Annotated in this window: 19 protein-coding genes; 6 read left to right on the top strand and 13 right to left on the bottom strand. The window is 45.6% G+C overall.

Annotation, left to right across the window (positions count from 1 at the left end):
- Window positions 1-7: 7 nt before the first annotated feature.
- Window positions 8-925: an ABC transporter permease gene (locus tag BLS69_RS20435; protein WP_240768206.1), complete on the bottom strand. Its 918-nt coding sequence runs from the start codon at window positions 923-925 to the stop codon at window positions 8-10.
- Window positions 926-1,280: 355 nt separating this feature from the next.
- On the bottom strand, window positions 1,281-2,084 hold the full coding sequence (locus tag BLS69_RS20430; RefSeq protein ID WP_176872896.1) for an AraC family transcriptional regulator: 804 nt from the start codon (window positions 2,082-2,084) through the stop codon (window positions 1,281-1,283).
- Between the two features lie 117 nt (window positions 2,085-2,201).
- On the opposite strand from BLS69_RS20430, the gene BLS69_RS20425 reads away from it, so the two are divergent.
- Window positions 2,202-3,425, top strand: a complete 1,224-nt coding sequence (locus BLS69_RS20425) for an MFS transporter (protein ID WP_091035626.1) — start codon at window positions 2,202-2,204, stop codon at window positions 3,423-3,425.
- Window positions 3,426-3,503: 78 nt separating this feature from the next.
- A complete protein-coding gene (locus tag BLS69_RS20420; RefSeq protein ID WP_091035624.1) occupies window positions 3,504-4,286 on the top strand; it encodes an ABC transporter ATP-binding protein in 783 nt (260 codons plus the stop codon).
- 199 nt (window positions 4,287-4,485) lie between these two features.
- On the opposite strand, the gene BLS69_RS20415 is transcribed toward BLS69_RS20420, so the two are convergent.
- The 5 genes from BLS69_RS20415 to BLS69_RS20395 form a co-directional block, all read right to left on the bottom strand.
- The gene (locus BLS69_RS20415; RefSeq protein WP_091035621.1) at window positions 4,486-5,214 is read right to left on the bottom strand and encodes a class I SAM-dependent methyltransferase; all 729 of its coding nucleotides are present in this window, start codon (window positions 5,212-5,214) and stop codon (window positions 4,486-4,488) included.
- Window positions 5,215-5,367: 153 nt separating this feature from the next.
- Complete coding sequence (locus BLS69_RS20410) at window positions 5,368-6,663, bottom strand: glycosyltransferase family 2 protein (RefSeq protein ID WP_091035619.1); 1,296 nt, start codon at window positions 6,661-6,663, stop codon at window positions 5,368-5,370.
- A gap of 348 nt (window positions 6,664-7,011) precedes the next feature.
- Window positions 7,012-7,887, bottom strand: a complete 876-nt coding sequence (locus tag BLS69_RS20405; protein ID WP_091035616.1) for a diguanylate cyclase domain-containing protein — start codon at window positions 7,885-7,887, stop codon at window positions 7,012-7,014.
- Between the two features lie 128 nt (window positions 7,888-8,015).
- The gene (locus BLS69_RS20400; RefSeq protein ID WP_091035613.1) at window positions 8,016-9,128 is read right to left on the bottom strand and encodes a glycosyl hydrolase family 8; all 1,113 of its coding nucleotides are present in this window, start codon (window positions 9,126-9,128) and stop codon (window positions 8,016-8,018) included.
- 78 nt (window positions 9,129-9,206) lie between these two features.
- Window positions 9,207-9,647, bottom strand: coding sequence for a MarR family winged helix-turn-helix transcriptional regulator (locus BLS69_RS20395; protein ID WP_249913164.1), 441 nt, complete (start codon window positions 9,645-9,647; stop codon window positions 9,207-9,209).
- Window positions 9,648-9,871: 224 nt separating this feature from the next.
- Between BLS69_RS20395 and BLS69_RS20390 the strand changes: the two genes are divergently transcribed.
- Complete coding sequence (locus BLS69_RS20390) at window positions 9,872-10,312, top strand: GNAT family N-acetyltransferase (protein ID WP_091035612.1); 441 nt, start codon at window positions 9,872-9,874, stop codon at window positions 10,310-10,312.
- A gap of 164 nt (window positions 10,313-10,476) precedes the next feature.
- On the opposite strand, the gene rlmN is transcribed toward BLS69_RS20390, so the two are convergent.
- From rlmN to greA, 3 genes are all read right to left on the bottom strand, one after another.
- Complete coding sequence (gene rlmN / locus BLS69_RS20385) at window positions 10,477-11,571, bottom strand: dual-specificity RNA methyltransferase RlmN (RefSeq protein WP_076329217.1); 1,095 nt, start codon at window positions 11,569-11,571, stop codon at window positions 10,477-10,479.
- A gap of 179 nt (window positions 11,572-11,750) precedes the next feature.
- Window positions 11,751-13,106 carry a sodium-dependent transporter gene (locus tag BLS69_RS20380; RefSeq protein WP_091035609.1) on the bottom strand — a complete coding sequence of 452 codons (1,356 nt, stop codon included), beginning with the start codon at window positions 13,104-13,106 and terminating at the stop codon, window positions 11,751-11,753.
- A gap of 283 nt (window positions 13,107-13,389) precedes the next feature.
- The gene (gene greA / locus BLS69_RS20375; RefSeq protein ID WP_062836673.1) at window positions 13,390-13,866 is read right to left on the bottom strand and encodes a transcription elongation factor GreA; all 477 of its coding nucleotides are present in this window, start codon (window positions 13,864-13,866) and stop codon (window positions 13,390-13,392) included.
- A gap of 288 nt (window positions 13,867-14,154) precedes the next feature.
- Between greA and BLS69_RS20370 the strand changes: the two genes are divergently transcribed.
- The 3 genes from BLS69_RS20370 to BLS69_RS20360 all read left to right on the top strand — a co-directional run bounded on the left by BLS69_RS20370 (window position 14,155) and on the right by BLS69_RS20360 (window position 16,698).
- Complete coding sequence (locus tag BLS69_RS20370) at window positions 14,155-15,027, top strand: arylamine N-acetyltransferase family protein (protein ID WP_091035608.1); 873 nt, start codon at window positions 14,155-14,157, stop codon at window positions 15,025-15,027.
- Between the two features lie 159 nt (window positions 15,028-15,186).
- Entirely contained in the window at window positions 15,187-15,873 is a 687-nt protein-coding gene (locus tag BLS69_RS20365) for a 4'-phosphopantetheinyl transferase family protein (RefSeq protein ID WP_091035605.1), read from the top strand.
- A 510-nt stretch (window positions 15,874-16,383) separates the two neighbouring features.
- Window positions 16,384-16,698, top strand: coding sequence for a hypothetical protein (locus tag BLS69_RS20360; protein ID WP_074092762.1), 315 nt, complete (start codon window positions 16,384-16,386; stop codon window positions 16,696-16,698).
- Between the two features lie 133 nt (window positions 16,699-16,831).
- On the opposite strand, the gene BLS69_RS32205 is transcribed toward BLS69_RS20360, so the two are convergent.
- The 3 genes from BLS69_RS32205 to BLS69_RS20350 all read right to left on the bottom strand — a co-directional run bounded on the left by BLS69_RS32205 (window position 16,832) and on the right by BLS69_RS20350 (window position 18,440).
- Entirely contained in the window at window positions 16,832-16,996 is a 165-nt protein-coding gene (locus tag BLS69_RS32205) for a hypothetical protein (RefSeq protein WP_176872894.1), read from the bottom strand.
- A 133-nt stretch (window positions 16,997-17,129) separates the two neighbouring features.
- On the bottom strand, window positions 17,130-17,876 hold the full coding sequence (locus tag BLS69_RS20355) for a Bax inhibitor-1/YccA family protein (protein WP_091036514.1): 747 nt from the start codon (window positions 17,874-17,876) through the stop codon (window positions 17,130-17,132).
- Between the two features lie 207 nt (window positions 17,877-18,083).
- The gene (locus BLS69_RS20350) at window positions 18,084-18,440 is read right to left on the bottom strand and encodes a nucleotide excision repair endonuclease (RefSeq protein WP_091035603.1); all 357 of its coding nucleotides are present in this window, start codon (window positions 18,438-18,440) and stop codon (window positions 18,084-18,086) included.
- Window positions 18,441-19,029 lie beyond the last annotated feature (589 nt).

Here is a 19,029-nt window from a genome sequence, read left to right as displayed (position 1 = left end):
TATAGTCTTACCAGAGTGACATCTTGGTCAGGCGGCGGGTCATGGAATTGGCAGCAAACACAAGGACAAAGGTGATAACGGAGTTGAACAAGCCGACCGCTGTGGCGAAGCCGTAATTCTGGCCCTCAATCCCCATCCGGTATACATAGGTGGACAGGACATCAGCCGTTTCGTAGGTGGCTCCGTTGTAGAGCAGATATACTTTCTCGAAACCTACACTCATAATGCCGCCAAGCGACAGAAGCAGAAGAATGACAATGGTTGGTTTGATACTGGGAAGGGTCAGGTGCCATAGCTCCTGGAATTTGTTGACGCCGTCGATTTTGCCGGAATCATACATCTCGGGGTCGATCCCCATAATGGCTGCAATGTAGATGATGGAGCTGAAGCCAAAGCTCTGCCAGATGTCGGAACTGGTGAAGATGGTGCGGAACCAGCTGGCATCCATCATGAAGTTCACTTTTTCCATGCCAAGACTCGCGATGAGGGTGTTCACAATACCGTCTGTTGGTGACAGGAAGTTAATAATCATGCCGGCTACAACAACAGTGGAGATGAAGTGAGGAAGGTACGTAACGGTCTGGGCAAATCGCTTGAATGTCCGGTTCTTGATCTCTACGATGCAGACAGCGAATAAAATCGGAATGGAGAAACCAAACAGGAGTGGCAGGAAGGCGAGCAGAAATGTGTTACGCAGCAGTCGCCAGAAGTAAATGGAATTCACAAACTGTTCGAACCAGCGCAGTCCCACCCACTCCCCGCTGAGCATGCCCTGCCCCGGCAAGAAATTGCGAAATGCCAACAGCACGCCAGGCATCGGAAGGTACATGAAGATGAGGTAATACAGAAAGATAGGCGAAAACATCAGTAGCAAATACTTATCCCGTCTGATCAGGCTGAACAGCGTGGACATGCGTTTTTTCAACGTGAAACACTCCCCTTCGCTACATAATTACAACGTTTGAATTTTTAAATAAAAAAGAACTGTCATTTCACTGACGTATTTGTTATTCATCTCATTCACATTTTGTAACAACCTATATCATTCTGCGTACTAACGAGATAATTACTTGAAATAGTCCTCCTCACACCATAGTTCTGTCTTTGTAATAATTTTCAAAACCATAATTACAACGTTGTAATTTTAACTTAAATGTATACGCTTACATAAACTTTTTCCCATCTTAGCAAAGTCTCCATCGTTTGGCAACAACAAAAATCAGTGTCATGTTATAACATTCAAAATACAGTCTCGCATATGCGAGACTGCCCGTTAAAATCTACACGTGATTCCGATATTCCATCGGTGTCATAACATACACTCGCTGAAAGGCTCTGTAAAACTGACTGACGCTGGAAAATCCCAGTTCATAACTGATTGTGGTTACTGAATCCGTTGTATGGCGAAGCCTCTTGGACGCTTCTTCTACGCGCAAATTCAGCAAATATTGATACGGTGTTGTTCCCGTAAGAGCCTTAAAAGAACGCATAAAATGATACCGGCTCTGATGCGCGACCATCGCCATCGAATCAATATCCATTGGGCCTGTATAGGCACTGTGAATGTAATCCAGCACTCGTTGGAGATGAGGGTCAATGAATGTACCGGGATTTACAGTCCTTTTTTCATTTTCCTGCCCCGTCAACATACGTCTTAGATACGTTTCGATCGCCAGTTCTGTTTCCTGCACTTGCAGCATTTCGGGCACATCATCTAACAAAATGGAATTCCAGCCTCGAAACAGACTGCTGATCTCAGCAGGATCAAATGTCTGGGTAGGTCTAAACTCAGCTCGTTCCCCACTTAACTCCGCACCTCCGAAACTGCCTAATGGCGGTTTACGGAACTTGATCACAATGACAGCCGAATCCGACCCTATCTCAAAATAATGCTCAGTCTGGGGATGAGCAATAATCCCTATGCCTGCTTTTAGCGGGTATGCCTGCCGTTCCTGTACCAGATGACATTGGCCTCTGACCGGCAGCGTTAGCTGATACCAGTCGTCATGTACATGCGGCTCATTCGCAAACCCTCCGGTAGCTTTCCATAATTCCAACCCATTTAGTGTCATGTTTAATTCCATCGTTTGCTCACCTGCTGACATTATAGCAAATTGTGCTCACTTTCCAAGCACTTTTCACAAAGACACGATCTGCCCCCATCTTTTATCATTGAAAAAAATAATTCGAGGTGATCTCCCATGGCTCAGGCCACTTTAAGCAAAATGCAAATCAACTCCTCCGCCAATTGGGCACTCGCCGGAGTCAGCTTCGCCCATCTGCTAAATGATGCGATGCAGACAGTCGTTCCGTCTGCATTCCCGCTATTCCAGCAGACCATGCAGCTCAGTTTCGCCCAGATGGGCTGGATTGCCTTCACCCTGAATATTACCGCATCCGTCCTTCAGCCACTGGTCGGTTATATGTCAGACCGCAAGCCAATGCCGATCCTGCTTCCCGGAGGTATGTTATTCTCCCTGATCGGTGTTCTCGGCTTAGCCTTGTCTTCCGAGTTATGGATGCTGCTTGTTGCGGCAGCATTGATTGGCATAGGCTCATCCATCCTCCACCCCGAATCCTCACGCGTGGCTCATATGGCAGCCGGCCGTGGACGTGGAATGGCGCAGTCGATCTTCCAGGTGGGAGGCAACACAGGACAGGCTATTGCTCCATTACTGGTCGCCTTCATCCTGCTGCCACATGGACAGCGTAGTTTTCTATGGCTGATGGGCTTTGCCCTGATCGGCATCTTCATTCAGTCTTTTGTCAGTCGTTGGTACAGAGACAAGCTTGCCGAGACTCACATTCGTCAGCAGCAGCCTCTAAAATCAAGCGGCGCAGAGCCAGTAACTCGGCCTGTGAGCAGAGGATTCATCGCTTTTACCATGGGTATCCTCATCCTGCTGCTGTTCTCCAAATTCGTATATATTGCAGGCATGACCGGGTATTACGCCTTCTATTACGCCGATGCATATGGCTTGCCTCTCTCCCAAGCACAGATCTGTCTGTTTATTTTGCAATTTGCAGGCATGGTCGGAACCTTGCTCGGCGGCCCACTCGCTGACCGCTACGGACGCAAACCGATGATCTGGTTCTCCATTGCAGGCACTGCACCGTTTTCCCTGTTGCTACCTTATGCGGGACCCGTCTTGTCCATGGTATTATGCGGAATGATTGGACTCATCCTGATGTCCGGCTTCAGCGTCATCATTGTTTATGCGCAGGAATTGCTTCCTCGTCATATTGGAACGGTATCCGGATTGTTTTTTGGCCTGTCGTTTGGCATGGCTGGACTTGGCTCGGTTGTGCTGGGGTCCTTAATTGACGTGACCAGCATTGCGTTTGTTATCAAGTTATGTTCGTTTTTGCCACTGCTTGGTGTGTGTGCTGTATTTCTGCGCAAGGACCAACCAAGAACAGCGTGATAACCGTTGAAACCTCACTGATTTTGTGACTACAATACACCTAAGACAATCGAGGATAACAGAAGGAAGGAATAACGCATGATTATTGATGTACAACATGTCACTTGGAAAAGGGGACCCCTTACCCTGCTGAACGATGTGAGCTGGCAGGTTAATGATGGTGAACACTGGGCGTTGCTTGGCCTGAATGGCTCCGGCAAAACAACACTCCTGAACATGATCACCGGGTATCTCTGGCCGACCGAAGGCAAGATATCCGTGTTAGGCCATGAATATGGTGATGTGGATCTGAGGCAGCTCCGCAAATCCATCGGCTGGGTCAGTTCGTCTCTGCAAGAGAAATTGTACGGTACGGATCGCACACAGTATGTCGTGATCAGTGGCAAACACGCCACCATTGGCCTGTATGACAAGCTGTCAGATGATGATCTGGAACAGGCAAAACAATTGATGCAAACGCTGGGCTGTCAGCACCTGTGGGATCGGGAATATCGTACCTGTTCTCAAGGCGAGAAACAGAAACTTCTTATTGCCCGAGCACTCATGGCCAATCCGCGCGTACTTATTCTGGACGAGCCTTGCAATGGACTGGATCTGTTCTCAAGAGAGCGATTGCTGGACAGCATTCGTGAATTATCACAGCGTCCAGACACCCCTTCACTCATCTACGTCACCCATCATACCGAGGAAATATTGCCTGTCTTTAGTCACAGCCTCCTGCTTCGCCGGGGTGAAATAGTCCATAGCGGATTAACTAACAATCTGATGAACACCGAAGTGCTGAGTAACTTCTTCGAGGCACCTGTGGAAGTTGATCGGCACGGGGATCGTGTCTATGTCAGAGCTGCGGCGGATTCATAATTGCGGGGTTATACACAGCAAACGTAACATAGGTGTAGAAACATAACAGTAAAAGCCCAATATCTTATCCACATGTGGATAGATTTTGGGCTTTTCACTGCTATATCTAGTGTTATCCACCGTTTTCTGTGTAGAACTTTCTAATTTATGAGTATAACTTAGTTATGTCCTTCTATTTATCTATACGCTTTATCACTATCTACTTCCGGGCACTTAAAAACAGAAACAATGGAATACGCTGCCTGCGCAGATAGGTTTCCTCGTTTACAAAATAAGCACGTTGTGGTGCTGACTCGCGCAAATGTTCTACACGGAACCCTGCCCGCTGCAATGCCATAAAGTACGATTCAATGGAACGATGCATCTTTTTCACAGAACCGCCCAGCCACTGCTGCTCACGGAATCCTTCCACAAAATACTGATCAACCACCCAATCCGTTCGCGTCCCGGAAGGTTGCAGTGTGGACGTGATCACAGGATGTTCTACCGAGAATACAAATGTCCCGTTCTCTTTCAAAGTATTGTATATGTTGCGGAACAGGCTCTCCACATCCTCAATATAGTGAACAGCCAGTCTCGATATCACCAGATCATACGCTCCAGCCGGGTAGGTCCAGTCTTCCATGAACGCTTGCTCAATCCGGGCATTCATTCCTTTTACTGATTCGTTAGCTGCCTGAATCATATTCACCGAACCCTCAATCCCCGTATACGTTGCACCTTCGCGCTCCCCACTCAGCAATTCTGCGGCGAACCTTGCATCTCCACAACCAAGGTCCAGTATGTTCTTGCCGGCAACATCACCAATCAACTCCAGCATCACCGGCTTCTCCAATGTATCATTGGCGTTCTCCTGCCACTTGCGACGTTCCATGTACTTCTCAAAGTTCGCCTCATCATCGTAAAAATCCGATCCTCTGTCCTTCATTCCGTGACCCTCCATTTCGGATAAGCATGATCCTATTTACAGCCTGTAAGAGTATACAGAATATGGATGTGCCTGGCTATAACAAAAAAAGGCTGTTGTCTGGAGTTATCCAGCAAACAGCCTTTCTGCCTTGCACTTCTACAATTTCGTCGCTTAGCCAAAACGTTCTGTTTTGTACCATTTGCTCTCGCGTTTCCGAATCTTGTCCATAATCAAGGAGTAGAATGCCTTGATTGAGATCAGGATGAACAGCTGTGCATACGTGAAGTAGGACACGCAGGCATAGATGAAATTACGGGTATTGCTCTGTCCAATATCTGCGGCAAGTGCCAGATTGATCTGTAACACGTAAATAAAGTACATGAGCGCCCAACCAATGACCAGGAAGACATACGCATCGCCGGCAAACTGGAACGGTGAAATGACCTCTGGTTTAAATATGGCAATCACCCGATAAACCAGATTTACGAGAAATATAATATCCGATACAATGATCGCAAGCATGAACCAGAAATAACTGACGGCATAATAGATGACCAGCAACTTATTACGCCAACTGGAACGGTTGAACAGGTTATGGATATTATCCAGTACCACCTGGTAGTTCCCCTTCGCCCAGCGTTCTCGCTGCTTCATGTATACACTAAGCTGTTCCGGCTCCTGCTGATAGGCTTCCGCTTGCGGCGCAAGTGCCACAAACTGTCCGCGATTTAATATCTCGAATGATAGTGCCGTATCTTCTGTAATGGCTGTCACATCCCAGCCACCAATCTCCCGGATCAAATCGGTTTTGATAATGTAATTCGTTCCCGGGATGGAACCCAGCTGGAACAATTCCCATAGCCCTGTGTGATACACCCGTTGCGAAGTGATGATCTCCAGATTGATGCATTTGGAGAGGAAATTCTGTCCTCTGTTGCGTGCTTTGTTTCTGCCAAAAACCACGCCATATTGTTCAGGGTTCTCAAGTGATTTTTGCGCCAAAAACATTAATGAATTCCGTTCAGGTGCGGCATCTGCATCAAAGATACAGATCCAATCGCCCGTGGATATGTCCAGTCCGTCATTTAATGCCCCGGACTTGCCACCTGTTCCTTTTCGCTCCATTACTGTCACGTTGCGATTCATATAACTGGTCTGACTGAGGAATGACCTCAGCTTCTCTGCAGTATCATCTGTACAGTTATCCGCGATCACGATGACCTGAACTTTATCCTCCGGATAATTCAGTCGTAGGATGTGCTCTACCGTCGAAACAATGACCAGACCCTCGTTATGCGCAGGTACCATGACCGTGACTGTTGGATAATGATCCATATCTTCAGGGATATGAATCCCTTTTTTGTCCTGTTTATTAATAAAACGAATCGCACCTGCCATAATAACAATCGACTCGAATACGGCAATCCAGATACTAAATATCGATAATATTAAAATAAAATCAGCCACTTACTTTCCTCCGATCATACTTGCGAATAACTTTCGACCGAAAGCGAAGGGTTGCAATTGTTAACCAAATCGTGAATACCGCAAATATACAACTGACGGCGATACAGATCGGGATGAACCAGGACATATAGTCCACAGCGCCTCTCTCCTTCCCGTTACATAAGTTCAACTAAAGATTATTTACACTGACACTCCGAGGACAGAACAACCTTCCGATCGCTGTTATCCCCAGATTTTTTTGATTCTTCTTCATAAGGGAAAATCCAGGGATAAAGGCGAACGCTACGCTTCTTCAGATTATTTCTGTCCTCTCCGTTATCGTGTAAATGATTAGTTGAACTATATAACTTATATATATTCTCCGATGAGATCGGTCTCTGTGTTTCGTTCAAGTGCAGCAATAACCGCATCAATGTCCTCGTACTTGCTGAATTGCTCCTTTTGGAATACCAGAGCACCGGAGCGTATCACCGTTTGCAGCTCATTTCCCTTTTTATCAATAATATGAAGATCCATAATGGCTTTTTTGATCCGCTGTGTAAGAACTGGAAGGTATTCAACATTCGCCATCGGACATATGATGACAAATCGCCCACGATCCACGAAAAATTTATAATCCTCATATCGAATCTGCTTCTGAATCGTACCCGAGATTTCAAGCAGGAACTGTGCATACCGAACAGAACCGAGAGATTCCATCACCAGTGGCAAGAATTCAATCTTAAACATGGCAATGCTGAATCCATACTTTTCGGAGTACCGACGAGCAAGGTTACTGTGTTTGATTAACGTATCTGCCAGAGCTCCTTTATTACCAAGCGTGGTATCCAGATCAATTTCCGGGTTACGATCCTGCATATCCTGGAGACGCTCCACTACACGCGCACTGCGCAGCAGACTTGCCTTGATGAACGCAGCCACGGCAACGTTGGCAGGGATGAGCAACCACCAGGAGAACACAAGCACGTTTGCATCAGCATAAGTAACAAGCCACACAAAATAAGAAACCAGATATACAAATCCCGTCACGACGGATACTCCAACAGGAAGAAAAAGACCAAAACCCAATGCACCCAGCGACACGATACTAAAAATCATATCCCCTGTAGTGTAGCTTTGATCCATGTACACTTTAAGATAAATCAACAGTTGCTGCATGATGGCGAGTCCAATTAAAAGGGCATATCCCCATGCAATACGGCGGGTAGGTGCTTTATTTCTCATAGTTCCTTCTCTCCGTTGAATTTTTAGAACTCTTGTTCATACTCACTTCTTTTATATTGCAACAATTTATGACATGATTAGACAAAACTATGCTAACACATTGAAGAATTCATTAAATGACAAAGTTATTACTTTTTAATGCTTTTCTGTAAATTAATTTCTCCCAACAAAGGAAAAAGATTATCAAACAGATGTGTGTTGCCGTCAAATACATATCCACCTGGATAACGAGAGTCCTGACCACGCAACGTAATCATATGGTTATACAGCTGTTTGGCCCATTTTGGATCACCTGAACGTACAGCCAGTAAAATGGCGAGGCCATATACCGATGAAGATTCATAAGAGACCGCAGGTGTGCGTGTTTCCCGCTTATACTGTCCGAGCAGCTGATGCCGGGTGTTGAACTCCTTTTTCAAAAAAGAAATAAGCTTGTCCGGTTTGCGGTCGGTCACCATTAGATGATTCGCCACGATCAACTGATCGATCAGATTCACCTTATCATCATACGTATATTCTTTACGGACCACATCGAATGCCTTCGGGTAGAACAATTCATCGTCAGGCATCTTCTTCAGCAAAGCTTCGTATTTCGCATAGGTTCCGGGTTCCACCATTTGATGTTTTTCCATCGCTTGCAGTGCAGGCAGATCTACATAGACCAGGCTTAATGTATCCGTTGAATGTCCACCCGCAAAATCGTGAAAATCCACCAAATATCCTTGCTGCTGAGCCGACTGTGTCAAGGCACGGGAAATGGCAGCTGCGGTCGCGAACTTTGCCTCTCTCCCTTGCTCCCACTGATCTGCAGCCTGTAATAGGGCACCTATGATACGAAGATCGTCGCCAAGTGCATTTGTCGTTACATGGGATTCACCCTTGGCATCCAGCTTCCAAGCTATATAAGGATCTGGCGGCGTGAGAAAATAGGTCGTCAATTGCTCGTAGCTCTGCTCAAACAAAGCCTGATTATCACTCGCTATGGCATACTGCATCCACAGGCCGAGTGACTCCGACAGCGCCTCTCTACCCGCAACAATATCTGCTTCCTTTGAAACTGCATCCTGTAAGTAGGTGGCCAGTGTTCCATTCGGGTTTGTCATATCATTCTCGATAAAAGATACCGTTGGGGATACTTCGTTCATCAAGAACCGCTCCCTCATCAACATCACGCTGGCTGCGGTAATAATGATCAGCATTAGGACCAGCCACGTTCGTTTTTTTCGAAATATGATCTTCACGCCATTCCTCCCGCATGTATACGACTGCGAACCCCTAAATTTTCTGGTCAGTGACTGAGGCACATCTAAAGTTCGCATCTATTCAAGGTCATCCATGTAGGATCTTCTTCCACCCTTTTTGACAAATTTCCAGTCCACTTCAATGTTATGACGCATCCGTCTGAGAAGATGAATAGCTGTCTCGATCTCTTCCTCGGTCAGACCATCCAGAGTCACCTGATCCGAATGCACGCCCTCTTTACGAATGAATTCCCATGCTTCAAGCCCAGCTTCGGTGGGATACAACACCTTATTCTTCTTATTACCCATTGCTGGCTGTTTGATAATGAATCCATCCGATTCAAGTTTGCTAATCGCTCTGGCCGCAGTTGTGCGATCCACTTTGATCAGTTCAGCAAGCTGATTCGGAATAATGCCCGGATTCTCACAGATTCGATACAGATACAGATATTGTCCACGGGACAGGTTCAGATGCTGAAACTCGACATTACTGATTGAATCCAGACAGCGGGCAATCATACCAATTTCACGCAGCACTTCTTTTTTTTCAGTCAACACATTCACGCCCCTATAAAATTGTTGCATTCGCAACATAATTGATGGTATAACTACAGTTGAATTGGTTTCAATTTTAAACATATAGCTCAAACCGTATACATGGAACAAAAATCGTTCCACATTCCTGTTATGTACCAGTTTATCACGTCAGGATAACATTACGATCACCCAAAGGAGAAACATTCATGAATACAACGATTGTTGAAGTTAATAATCAGGAATTGCTCGATGCCTGCTTCGCCATACGAACTGCTATTTTCGTTGAAGAACAAGGCGTACCCGCGGAGGATGAATTCGACGCTTATGATACATTAGACGCGGAGGCTCGCCACATTCTGCTCTACGTAGATGGTGTACCGGCTGCCTCCTCCAGACTGCGCATTGTGGAACAGGTCGCCAAATTGGAACGGATCTGCGTCATGCTCGATTACCGCAAACACGGCCTGGGCCGTGTGCTGATCGACAAGCTGGAGCAGATGGCTGTTGCCGAAGGACTTGAGAAAGCCAAGTTGCATGCACAGGTACAAGCTTCCGGGTTCTACGAACGTCTCGGATATGCACCCGCTTCGGAAGTATTTATGGAAGACGGCATTCCCCATCTGCTAATGACCAAAAAACTGAAATAATAAAACTCCAAAAAACGCCTCCATTATCACTTCTCAGTGATATACAGAGGCGTTTTATATTCAGGCAACACATTCATTCGTGACCCAACAACGGTAAGTGGCACGTACAGACTCCGATTATAGCAACCAAGTATCCTAACTTACTTGCCAGCTCGCGTTGTGTCTTATCCCAGTGCCAGACGGTCTGGCTCGGATTCGGCAGCGTTGTTCTTCATTTGTTTACTCCGCAACTGTCCGCAAGCCGCATCGATATCGGTACCATGTTCCATACGTACAGTGGAGTTGATGTTGTTCTTTTTGAGTGTATCATAGAAGCCCAGAATCGATTCTTCTGTACTCCGTTGATACTGACTGTGCTCATCCACCGGGTTGTATGGGATCAGATTCACACTGACCATACTTCTGCGACTGGACAACAGTTCAGCGAGCTCCGCGGCATGCTCACGTTGATCGTTAACATCACGTAGCAGGATATACTCAAACATGATGCGTTTGTTTGTTGTAGCCAGATAATAATCCACTGCATCCATCAATTGCTCAATCGGGAAAGCCCGGTTGATCTTCATGATATGTGTACGCAGTTCATTATTAGGTGCATGCAGAGAGATTGCCAGGTTAACTTGCAGACTGCTGTCTGCAAATTCCTTGATTTTGTCCGGAAGGCCACTCGTGGATACAGTAATCCGTTTGGCGGCAAGTGCCAGTCCTTTACGATCCTTGATGACTTCGATGAAATCACTCATGTGCTGGAAGTTGTCGAATGGTTCACCAATCCCCATCACAACCACGTTGGTTACCCGCTCGTCTTGACCTGCTGCATCCAGATGTCGCTGCACATGCATAATCTGTTCCACAATCTCTCCAGCGGTCAGGTCTCGGCTCTTCTTGATCAGACCGCTCGCACAGAAGCTACAGCCAATGTTACAGCCCACTTGTGTGGTCACACAGACGGTAAGTCCGTATTTTTGCCGCATCAATACCGTTTCAATCAGGTTGCCGTCCTGCATCCGAAGCAAAAACTTCACGGTACCATCTGCCGACTCCTGCTTCACATGTTCGCTCAGCGAGTTCATTGTGAAATGCTCGGAGAGAACGTCCAGACATTCCTGACGGACATCAGACATCGCGGGAAAATCATGTACACGCTCTTGATATAACCATTCCCAGATCCGGGATGCACGGGATTTTTTCTGCCCATGCTCCGGCAGCCAGGAACGTAATTGCTCTAATGTTAATCCATATATGGATGATTTGTTCATTGTATAATCCTCTTTTCGCAAAAAAGCATATGGCTTATCGGTCCTACCCAAAAAACCTCTACTCCGTATTGTCCCAAAATTGACGAGGGAAAACAAGGGCTTTTGCATTTCTTCCAAGAGGTTTTATCCATGGTAAATCTGCACAACAGACCATATTTAACCCTATCGGGCCTTCGCCATTAGAAGTGAATGATACCGGATGTGTGCAGTAGAACCAGCAGAACCAGGATCGGAGCTACGTAACGCAGCATGAACAGCCACACCCGGAACCATCCGGAACGCAGGCCGGAAGCTTCCGCAGCCGTTTTCCAGAAGTATCCGGCAAAAATCGTCACAAGCAATCCACCTACAGGCAGCAGGATGTTGGATGCTACAAAGTCCATCCAGTCGAACACACTCTTCGATCCAATCGTCCATTCAGGCTGCAAGCCGAGCGACAATACCGAAGGAAGTCCCACGATGAAGACCGCTAGCGATATCACCCATACCGCACGACTGCGGCTCCAGGACAAACGTTCCATGAAATATTTCACCGGAACTTCAAGCAAGGATACCGCTGACGTTAATGCCGCAATAGCCAACAGGATGAAGAACAGTCCGCCAAACAAGAAGCCAAGTGGCATCGCCGAGAAGGCCGCCGGAAGTGCCACAAAGATCAGTGACGGTCCTTGGTCCGGTGCAATACCAAATGAGAATGTTGTTGGGAAGATGATCAGACCCGCAATGAATGCATAGATCAAGTCACCTGCGCCGACGGCGACGGTTGCCGCACCGAGGGATTGATTTTTATCTACATACGAACCGTAGGTTACAAGAATACCCATCCCCAGTGACAGGGAGAAGAAGGCATGTCCAAGCGCCACCAGTGCGGATTCCGTTGTAAGTTGTGAGAAGTCCGGATTCAGGAAGAAGGAAACCCCAGCTCCTGCACCCGGCAATGTAACTGCACGAATCATCAGGATAATGAGCAGTACCAACATCGCTGGAATCAGTACCTTGTTAAACTTCTCGATTCCGTTAGATACCCCTTTGGCAACAATCCAGCCTGTGATCAGAACTGAAACCAGTTGCCATACAATCGGCATATAACCGCCTATGAAGGAATTGAACTGTCCGGCATAATCCGGATTGTTGAACAATGTTCCACTGAATGATGTAATTGCATATTGCAAGGTCCAGCCTGCAATAATGACATAAAAAGACAGGATGATAAACGGCGTCAGTACTTGCAGCAATCCGGCTGCGAGCCAGCCCTTATGTCCACCTGCTTTGATAAAAGCCGTAGCTGCACTACCTCTGCCACTGCGACCAATCGCAAGTTCAGCCAAGAGCACTGGCAGACCGATGAGCAGCAAACAGACGATGAAGAGCAGGAAAAACGCAGCCCCTCCGTTCTCACCCGTAATGTACGGGAATTTCCACATGTTGCCCAGACCAACCGAACTACCAATGGCCGCCAGGATAAATCCAGCTTGGGAGAAACGTTCTCCTTTGCCAGCGTTGTCTTGATCTAGATTAGGCTTACTAAAATTCATCGTATCTACTCCATCACTTTAAAGTTTTCCCGTAATTATATACTACTCACCTTGTCAGGTCATTCGAAATTCGAAATTTGTCGAAATGTTATTTTTTTACATATAAAACACACGGAAATCTTCATCTCATAAGTTCCTTAAACACAGTATGTGATAAAGTCCGTTAGTCCAACCGTATGAAGTTTCAACAAATCCCTATTCCCAACCGTTCAAAGCCCAATAGAATCAAAAAAAGGTGTCCCCTCAGCCACTTGGATGACTGCGGAGCACCTCTCTTTTTGAATTACACTTTGATTTGAAGTAACTCGTACTTGATAACGCCCATCGGAGCATTGACATGAATGACGCTGCCCACTTCTTTGCCCATCAATTCCTTGCCCAGCGGGCTCTCGTACGAAATTTTATTATCCGCAACATCGGCCTCGGCAGGGCCAACCACTTTATATTCAATCTTCTCGGCGAACTCAATGTCATTAAGCAACACCGTCGATCCAATGCTCACTTTGTTGGAGTCTATATTGTCTGAAGAGATGACTCTTGCTTTTGTCAACATCTTCTCCAGAATCAAAATCCGTGTCTCCATAAAGGCCTGATCATCTTTGGCTGAATGATACTCACTATTTTCCTTCAGGTCACCGTAACTGATCGCGAGTTTCAGACGCTCAGCCAGTTCCTTACGCTTCACCGTCTTCAAATCCCTCAGTTCGTCCTCCAGCTTTTCCAAGCCTTCCTGTGTCAAAATCACTTCATCATTAGCCATTTTTCCATCTCCTAATCCTGCTATCTATCTATATTCTAACCTATATCCACTCCAAAGGGTTAGCATACCCCAGAAAAAGAAATAGCTCATCCATATATTGTATTTGAATGAGATCAAAACCATGTCCAACTCTTGAGATGATTTTCAAGGTTATCCTATGAATTGTACCGTTACAATTGGTTCAACTGATCATGTTGTTTTCACCCGTTGAATTTTACAATGAACTCAGGGCAGCAGAAGTTTTATAACCATCGCCTGCAGTCCACTATATGACGTGAGGTGATCTGAATGATTGAACTATTGAATACAACTGAAATACAGGCCTATCTGAAGCGGATCGGCATAGATCATATAAAGGAACCTACATTGGAATTCTTATTTGAACTCCAGCGAGCACATGTCCAATATTTATCCTGGCAAACGGTCGATATTTTTGCAGGTCGTCCTGCGGGAATCAGTCTTCAAGAATCGATTCAACTTATATTACAGGGACGTAGTGGCTACTGCTTTCATCTAAATGGTGCATTTAGTGTTCTTCTCCGCTCGCTGGGTTATACGGTTGATTGGCATCGCGGGGGAGTACAGCCTCATGGGGAACAACCCCGTGTGAACTCATTCCATCTCGGTCTGTCCGTCCTTCTGCCGGATGCTGACCCGACAGTTGAGCGCTGGATTGTAGATGTAGGTCTGGGCGGAATGCCCTTTGAACCTCTGCCACTTCGTTATGGAACCTATGGTTCAGCTCCGTTCACGTACCAATTGATGCCATCATCTGTTGTGGCTGGGGGATGGCGGCTTGAGTACGAGCCAAATGGGCCAAGTGCAGGAGTCGACTATGCTCCCGAGGTAGTCCACGATCTGGGGGAGTTCATTCCCAAACATGAATTCTACAGTCAAACGGTCGAATCACCTTGGCATAACGCATTTTTGCTTCGTCAGCGGGATAAGAATCGCAGTCATGAATTACGTGGATGTATGCTCCGAACTCATGATATCGAAGGAATCCGGAAAACGGAGATCCGGAATTATACCGAGTGGCGCAACGTATTAACTGAAATATTCCATGAACCCTTGGTGAATTACAGCGAACTGGAATGCCAAGAGATGTGGGAGCGAGTGCAGTCTGCGCATATAGAATGGAAACAAGCGCAAGAAGCATGAGATAAAGATGCATTACCTGAAATCTTAACATGAAAAGCGAGACAACCGGCTTGCTTGTTAGGGGCATCCGTATAGTGATGATTTGGGAGGAAGAGTTGAGGGGACGTTCCATATAAAGGGAAGTTACTGAACTGCGCAGAATACGTATTCAGGTGATAAATGATGATAACTATTCGTGTGCTCCAAGTTCCAGAAGTATTGCCCGAGGCGTACTGGAACCACTTTTTGTCGCAAGTTTCTGCCGAGCGACGTGCTCAGGCTTCGCGTTTTGTGCGTCAGGCTGACGCGTATCGCTCCGTGCTGGGCGAGATATTGACTCGTGTATCTTTGAGCAAATTAACTGGACTGAGACCTGCTGAGCTTTCTTTTACCCGTAATTCCTACGGCAAACCTTCACTCAGTCACTATTCGGATGTACAATTCAACGTCTCCCATTCAGGTGATTGGATTGCTCTGATCTCTGGCAGTACAGATGAACTGGGCGTGGATGTGGAAAAAATAGCTCCAATTGACATGCAGATTGCAGAGCGTTTCTTCTCTCCTAAGGAGAGCCAGTTCTTGGCTGCCGAGCCTGACAATCGTCGGCTGGAAACCTTCTACCGTCTATGGACGCTGAAGGAAAGTTATATCAAAGCTGTCGGTATGGGGTTGTCCATACCACTGGACTCCTTCGCCATCCTACCTGATGAGCGGGAAGATTGGCATTGTGAACAGGCGGGGACATATCTCTTTCTCAGTCAGCGACTGGATGATGGACATATGCTTGCGGCATGTTCGGCTGGTGGAGAGCTGCCGAGCCAGCCCGAAATTTTAACCTTGAAAAAATTTTACACGGATTTGGTTTAGTGTGCGGCTAGTTGGGCCTAATTGGGGTATATCTTGGAATTTAAGTTAAGATCGAGCTGTAACGAATCTGAGACACCTTAATAACTAGAAATACACGACTTTGGTATTCTAAGGAATCCTACACACGCTAATCCCCTCTATATGCTCTATTTCACGTTGTTATTGCTGAACTCTGTACAAATAAGATGTCTAAGGTTCGTTAGGTTTCACTAATCACTAAAAATCCTCTATTAAGAGTTATGAGATTCGTTACATCTGGCATTATGATGAAGGAGAGGTCAATGACCCTCCTTTATTTTACTATTGATCAAAAATCAAAAAGAGCATATATCTCATAGGAAACCATAATTTTCAAAAAAAGATTAACATCCTGTCCAGTTAATGGTACTATAGGACCAAAAGGAAGAAGAATAGGTAATAATAATCAGGTATTTATAACTAGAATTATACTACATACTTGTTAATACTCAATTCTCTCTCCGATTCATTATTTTAGAAGGAAGTGGACAGATGCATATCTTTTTGCAAAACAGTGCAGGTGTAACCAAGAACGTGAAAGTAGGTTTCAGCTGGACAACATTATTTTTCGGATTTTTCCCTGCGTTGTTCCGTGGTGATTTGAAATGGGCTGCCATCATGTTCTTGATCTCCGTAGCCGTTGGTATTTTCACTGTAGGATTCGGAGCTTGGATTAGTGGGATCGTATTCTCTTTCGTTTACAACAAAATCTACATTAAAGAGTTGCTCGAAAAAGGCTACCGTCCTTCAAACGCTGAAGCTCAAGCAGTTCTGGAAAGTAACCAGATTATTGCTCGAGCAGCTTAAAGTCATAGCAATATACGGATGAACATAGCAATTTATAAGATTCTAGATTTACCTTGTAGATTTACCAACTAGCAATCATTGTTGAAATAAACACCAAAAATCCCTGACGAATCCGTCAGGGATTTTTGAGTATTTATAAGATAACAAGACTTATCCTTTCGATTGCACAGAAGATTCCTGCACCAATCATAGTGATTTCTTTCTCTTTGGTCTTTTGCGTGATATACACTCTGGCCCCAGTCGTCAGTGGCAGGAAGATCTCCAGTACGGAGATGTCAGAAGCAATCGTGGTCAACAACAGCTACCCGTCTTACGGACCGCCCCGCAGTCTCGTCCTCATATACCAAAAAAGCTAACGACGTGAGTAACACGCGTTAGCTTTTTAACTTTAAATCCACACTCCGTTTACGTCTCTGACGTATCGAATAGAACTAATCCCGGCTCCGCAATTTGCCAAGCAAACGGATAATCTCAATGTACAGCCATACCAGTGTTACCATCAATCCAAATGCACCGTACCACTCCATGTACTTGGGCGCACCACGTTCAGCACCACCCTCGATGAAGTCGAAATCAAGGACCAGATTGAGGGCAGCCACAATCACGATAACGACCGAAATACCAATGCCGATCAAGCTGTTATCATGCAGATAAGGAATCGAAATTCCGAAGAAACTCAGTACAAAGCTCAGCAGATACATGATCATGATACCGCCAGTTGCAGCCACGACCCCAAGCTTGAAGTTCTCCGTAGCTTTGATCAATCTGGTTTTGTATGCCATCAGCAGGGCGATGAATACAGCCATGGTCAACAGAGCCGCCTGCAAGGTAATTCCGTTATACAGTGACTCATAGGTTGCTGAGAGTGCGCCTAGGAATAGCCCTTCTGCCACGGCATAGACGGGTACTAGATACGGTGCCGCTACGGGTTTGAACGAAATGACAAGTGCCAGAATGAAACCAACGATTAATCCGCCATAAGCGAGCGGCATCACTTGTTGTCCGTTAAAGAACATCATCCATGTTGCAAACGCACTGCCCAGCAGAATCACCAGCGTAATAAACGCTTTGTTCACCGTGCCGTTGATCGTCATGTAATTCTGATACCGATCTTCTCCATATCCTCTGTTTTCAAACGTGCTGTCTTTAAGAGTAGGGTTACCGCTACGACCGATCAACACAATCACCTCTTCATATGTATTTGGTATATCTGTGATACTAAGCTTGGGTTTACTACGTTTCAATTCTACAAGCTACTCCCTCGAAAAGATCGGGATGGCACCAGCAGGAATCGGATGCAATCCTTCGATTACACCCTTACCCACTGGCGCAACATTTAGGACATATGTCCCAGACATTGCATGTTCATGTGCTTTTTAAGCGTCTTATTTGTACAAGACTTTATCTACATTGTATTTCGCACGCATCGTGTTGATGATATACGTCTCGTAAATTTCACGATCTACCGGATCTTCAACCAGGCATACTTCAATCTTTGTTACTTCCTCGCGGTGATTCTTAATTGGTGATACCGTGTCTTCAAAATGCTTTTTGATACGTGGTCTTAATTTACGTGCTTTCCCGACAAATAACAATTCTCCATCGGCATTGTAAAACATGAAAATCCCGCCTAGTTCCCGGGTAATCAGGTGAAAATCAGTAAATCCATAAATGTGGCTAAGCTGTGGATCAACCTGCTTTGTGATGGTTACATCCGGTGTTGGCACAGTAATATTAATCAATAGGCTCACTTCCTCATTATCTATAGGTTTACATCCTATCACATATTATAAAGGGACACCATTTCAATCTATATGAAGTACAATTCACGCAATTTTCGCTATTACGACAAATATTTCAAAAAAAAGGTTAACTTCCCTGATTCAAAGTGGTACTATAGGGGTATGAGGAAGAAATTGGGCACTGAGACATACGTCTTTATATCTACCTCCGTCTATTGTACCCTATGATTGAATATCTTTTTCATGCTGAATTCTGTTATGTGATCACGACAAGAGTACAGTTAGCAAGAACCCTAGCTTATAGATTGTGGATTCATCATCTAATCGACCCTTGCAGCAAGCAAACCTAGAAAGACCTAGATTCATGATTCACTGTAGATTTTAAGTATCACCTAGAAAGCCTGCAATTATAGTCGTACTGAAGTTAATAGACACACGTAGAAGGTCAGATAGCTATCGATCCTAGAGAGACTAGTCATGCAATACAACTGTAGAAATTATAGCAGCAGTACTATAGAAAATGGATCAAGTTTCACCACCAGGCCCCGGCATACTGCCAGGGCTTTTTTGCGTTTGTGCGAACAACCAA

The organism is Paenibacillus sp. CF095 (genome assembly GCF_900101225.1).
GTDB lineage: Bacteria > Bacillota > Bacilli > Paenibacillales > Paenibacillaceae > Paenibacillus.
The sequence above is the reverse complement of the archived record's forward strand: the minus strand, read 5'-3'. Positions and strand labels throughout refer to the sequence as shown.

Coding starts and splice junctions, on each gene's coding strand:
- BLS69_RS20365 (WP_091035605.1), top strand. CDS start 15,187: ATGATGATAACTATTCGTGTGCTCCAAGTTCCAGAAGTATTGCCCGAG.
- BLS69_RS20425 (WP_091035626.1), top strand. CDS start 2,202: ATGGCTCAGGCCACTTTAAGCAAAATGCAAATCAACTCCTCCGCCAAT.
- rlmN (WP_076329217.1), bottom strand. CDS start 11,571: ATGAACAAATCATCCATATATGGATTAACATTAGAGCAATTACGTTCC.
- BLS69_RS20395 (WP_249913164.1), bottom strand. CDS start 9,647: ATGATTGCCCGCTGTCTGGATTCAATCAGTAATGTCGAGTTTCAGCAT.
- BLS69_RS20420 (WP_091035624.1), top strand. CDS start 3,504: ATGATTATTGATGTACAACATGTCACTTGGAAAAGGGGACCCCTTACC.
- BLS69_RS20390 (WP_091035612.1), top strand. CDS start 9,872: ATGAATACAACGATTGTTGAAGTTAATAATCAGGAATTGCTCGATGCC.
- BLS69_RS20430 (WP_176872896.1), bottom strand. CDS start 2,084: ATGGAATTAAACATGACACTAAATGGGTTGGAATTATGGAAAGCTACC.
- BLS69_RS20360 (WP_074092762.1), top strand. CDS start 16,384: ATGCATATCTTTTTGCAAAACAGTGCAGGTGTAACCAAGAACGTGAAA.
- BLS69_RS20370 (WP_091035608.1), top strand. CDS start 14,155: ATGATTGAACTATTGAATACAACTGAAATACAGGCCTATCTGAAGCGG.
- BLS69_RS20415 (WP_091035621.1), bottom strand. CDS start 5,214: ATGAAGGACAGAGGATCGGATTTTTACGATGATGAGGCGAACTTTGAG.
- BLS69_RS20405 (WP_091035616.1), bottom strand. CDS start 7,887: ATGAGAAATAAAGCACCTACCCGCCGTATTGCATGGGGATATGCCCTT.
- greA (WP_062836673.1), bottom strand. CDS start 13,866: ATGGCTAATGATGAAGTGATTTTGACACAGGAAGGCTTGGAAAAGCTG.
- BLS69_RS20380 (WP_091035609.1), bottom strand. CDS start 13,106: ATGAATTTTAGTAAGCCTAATCTAGATCAAGACAACGCTGGCAAAGGA.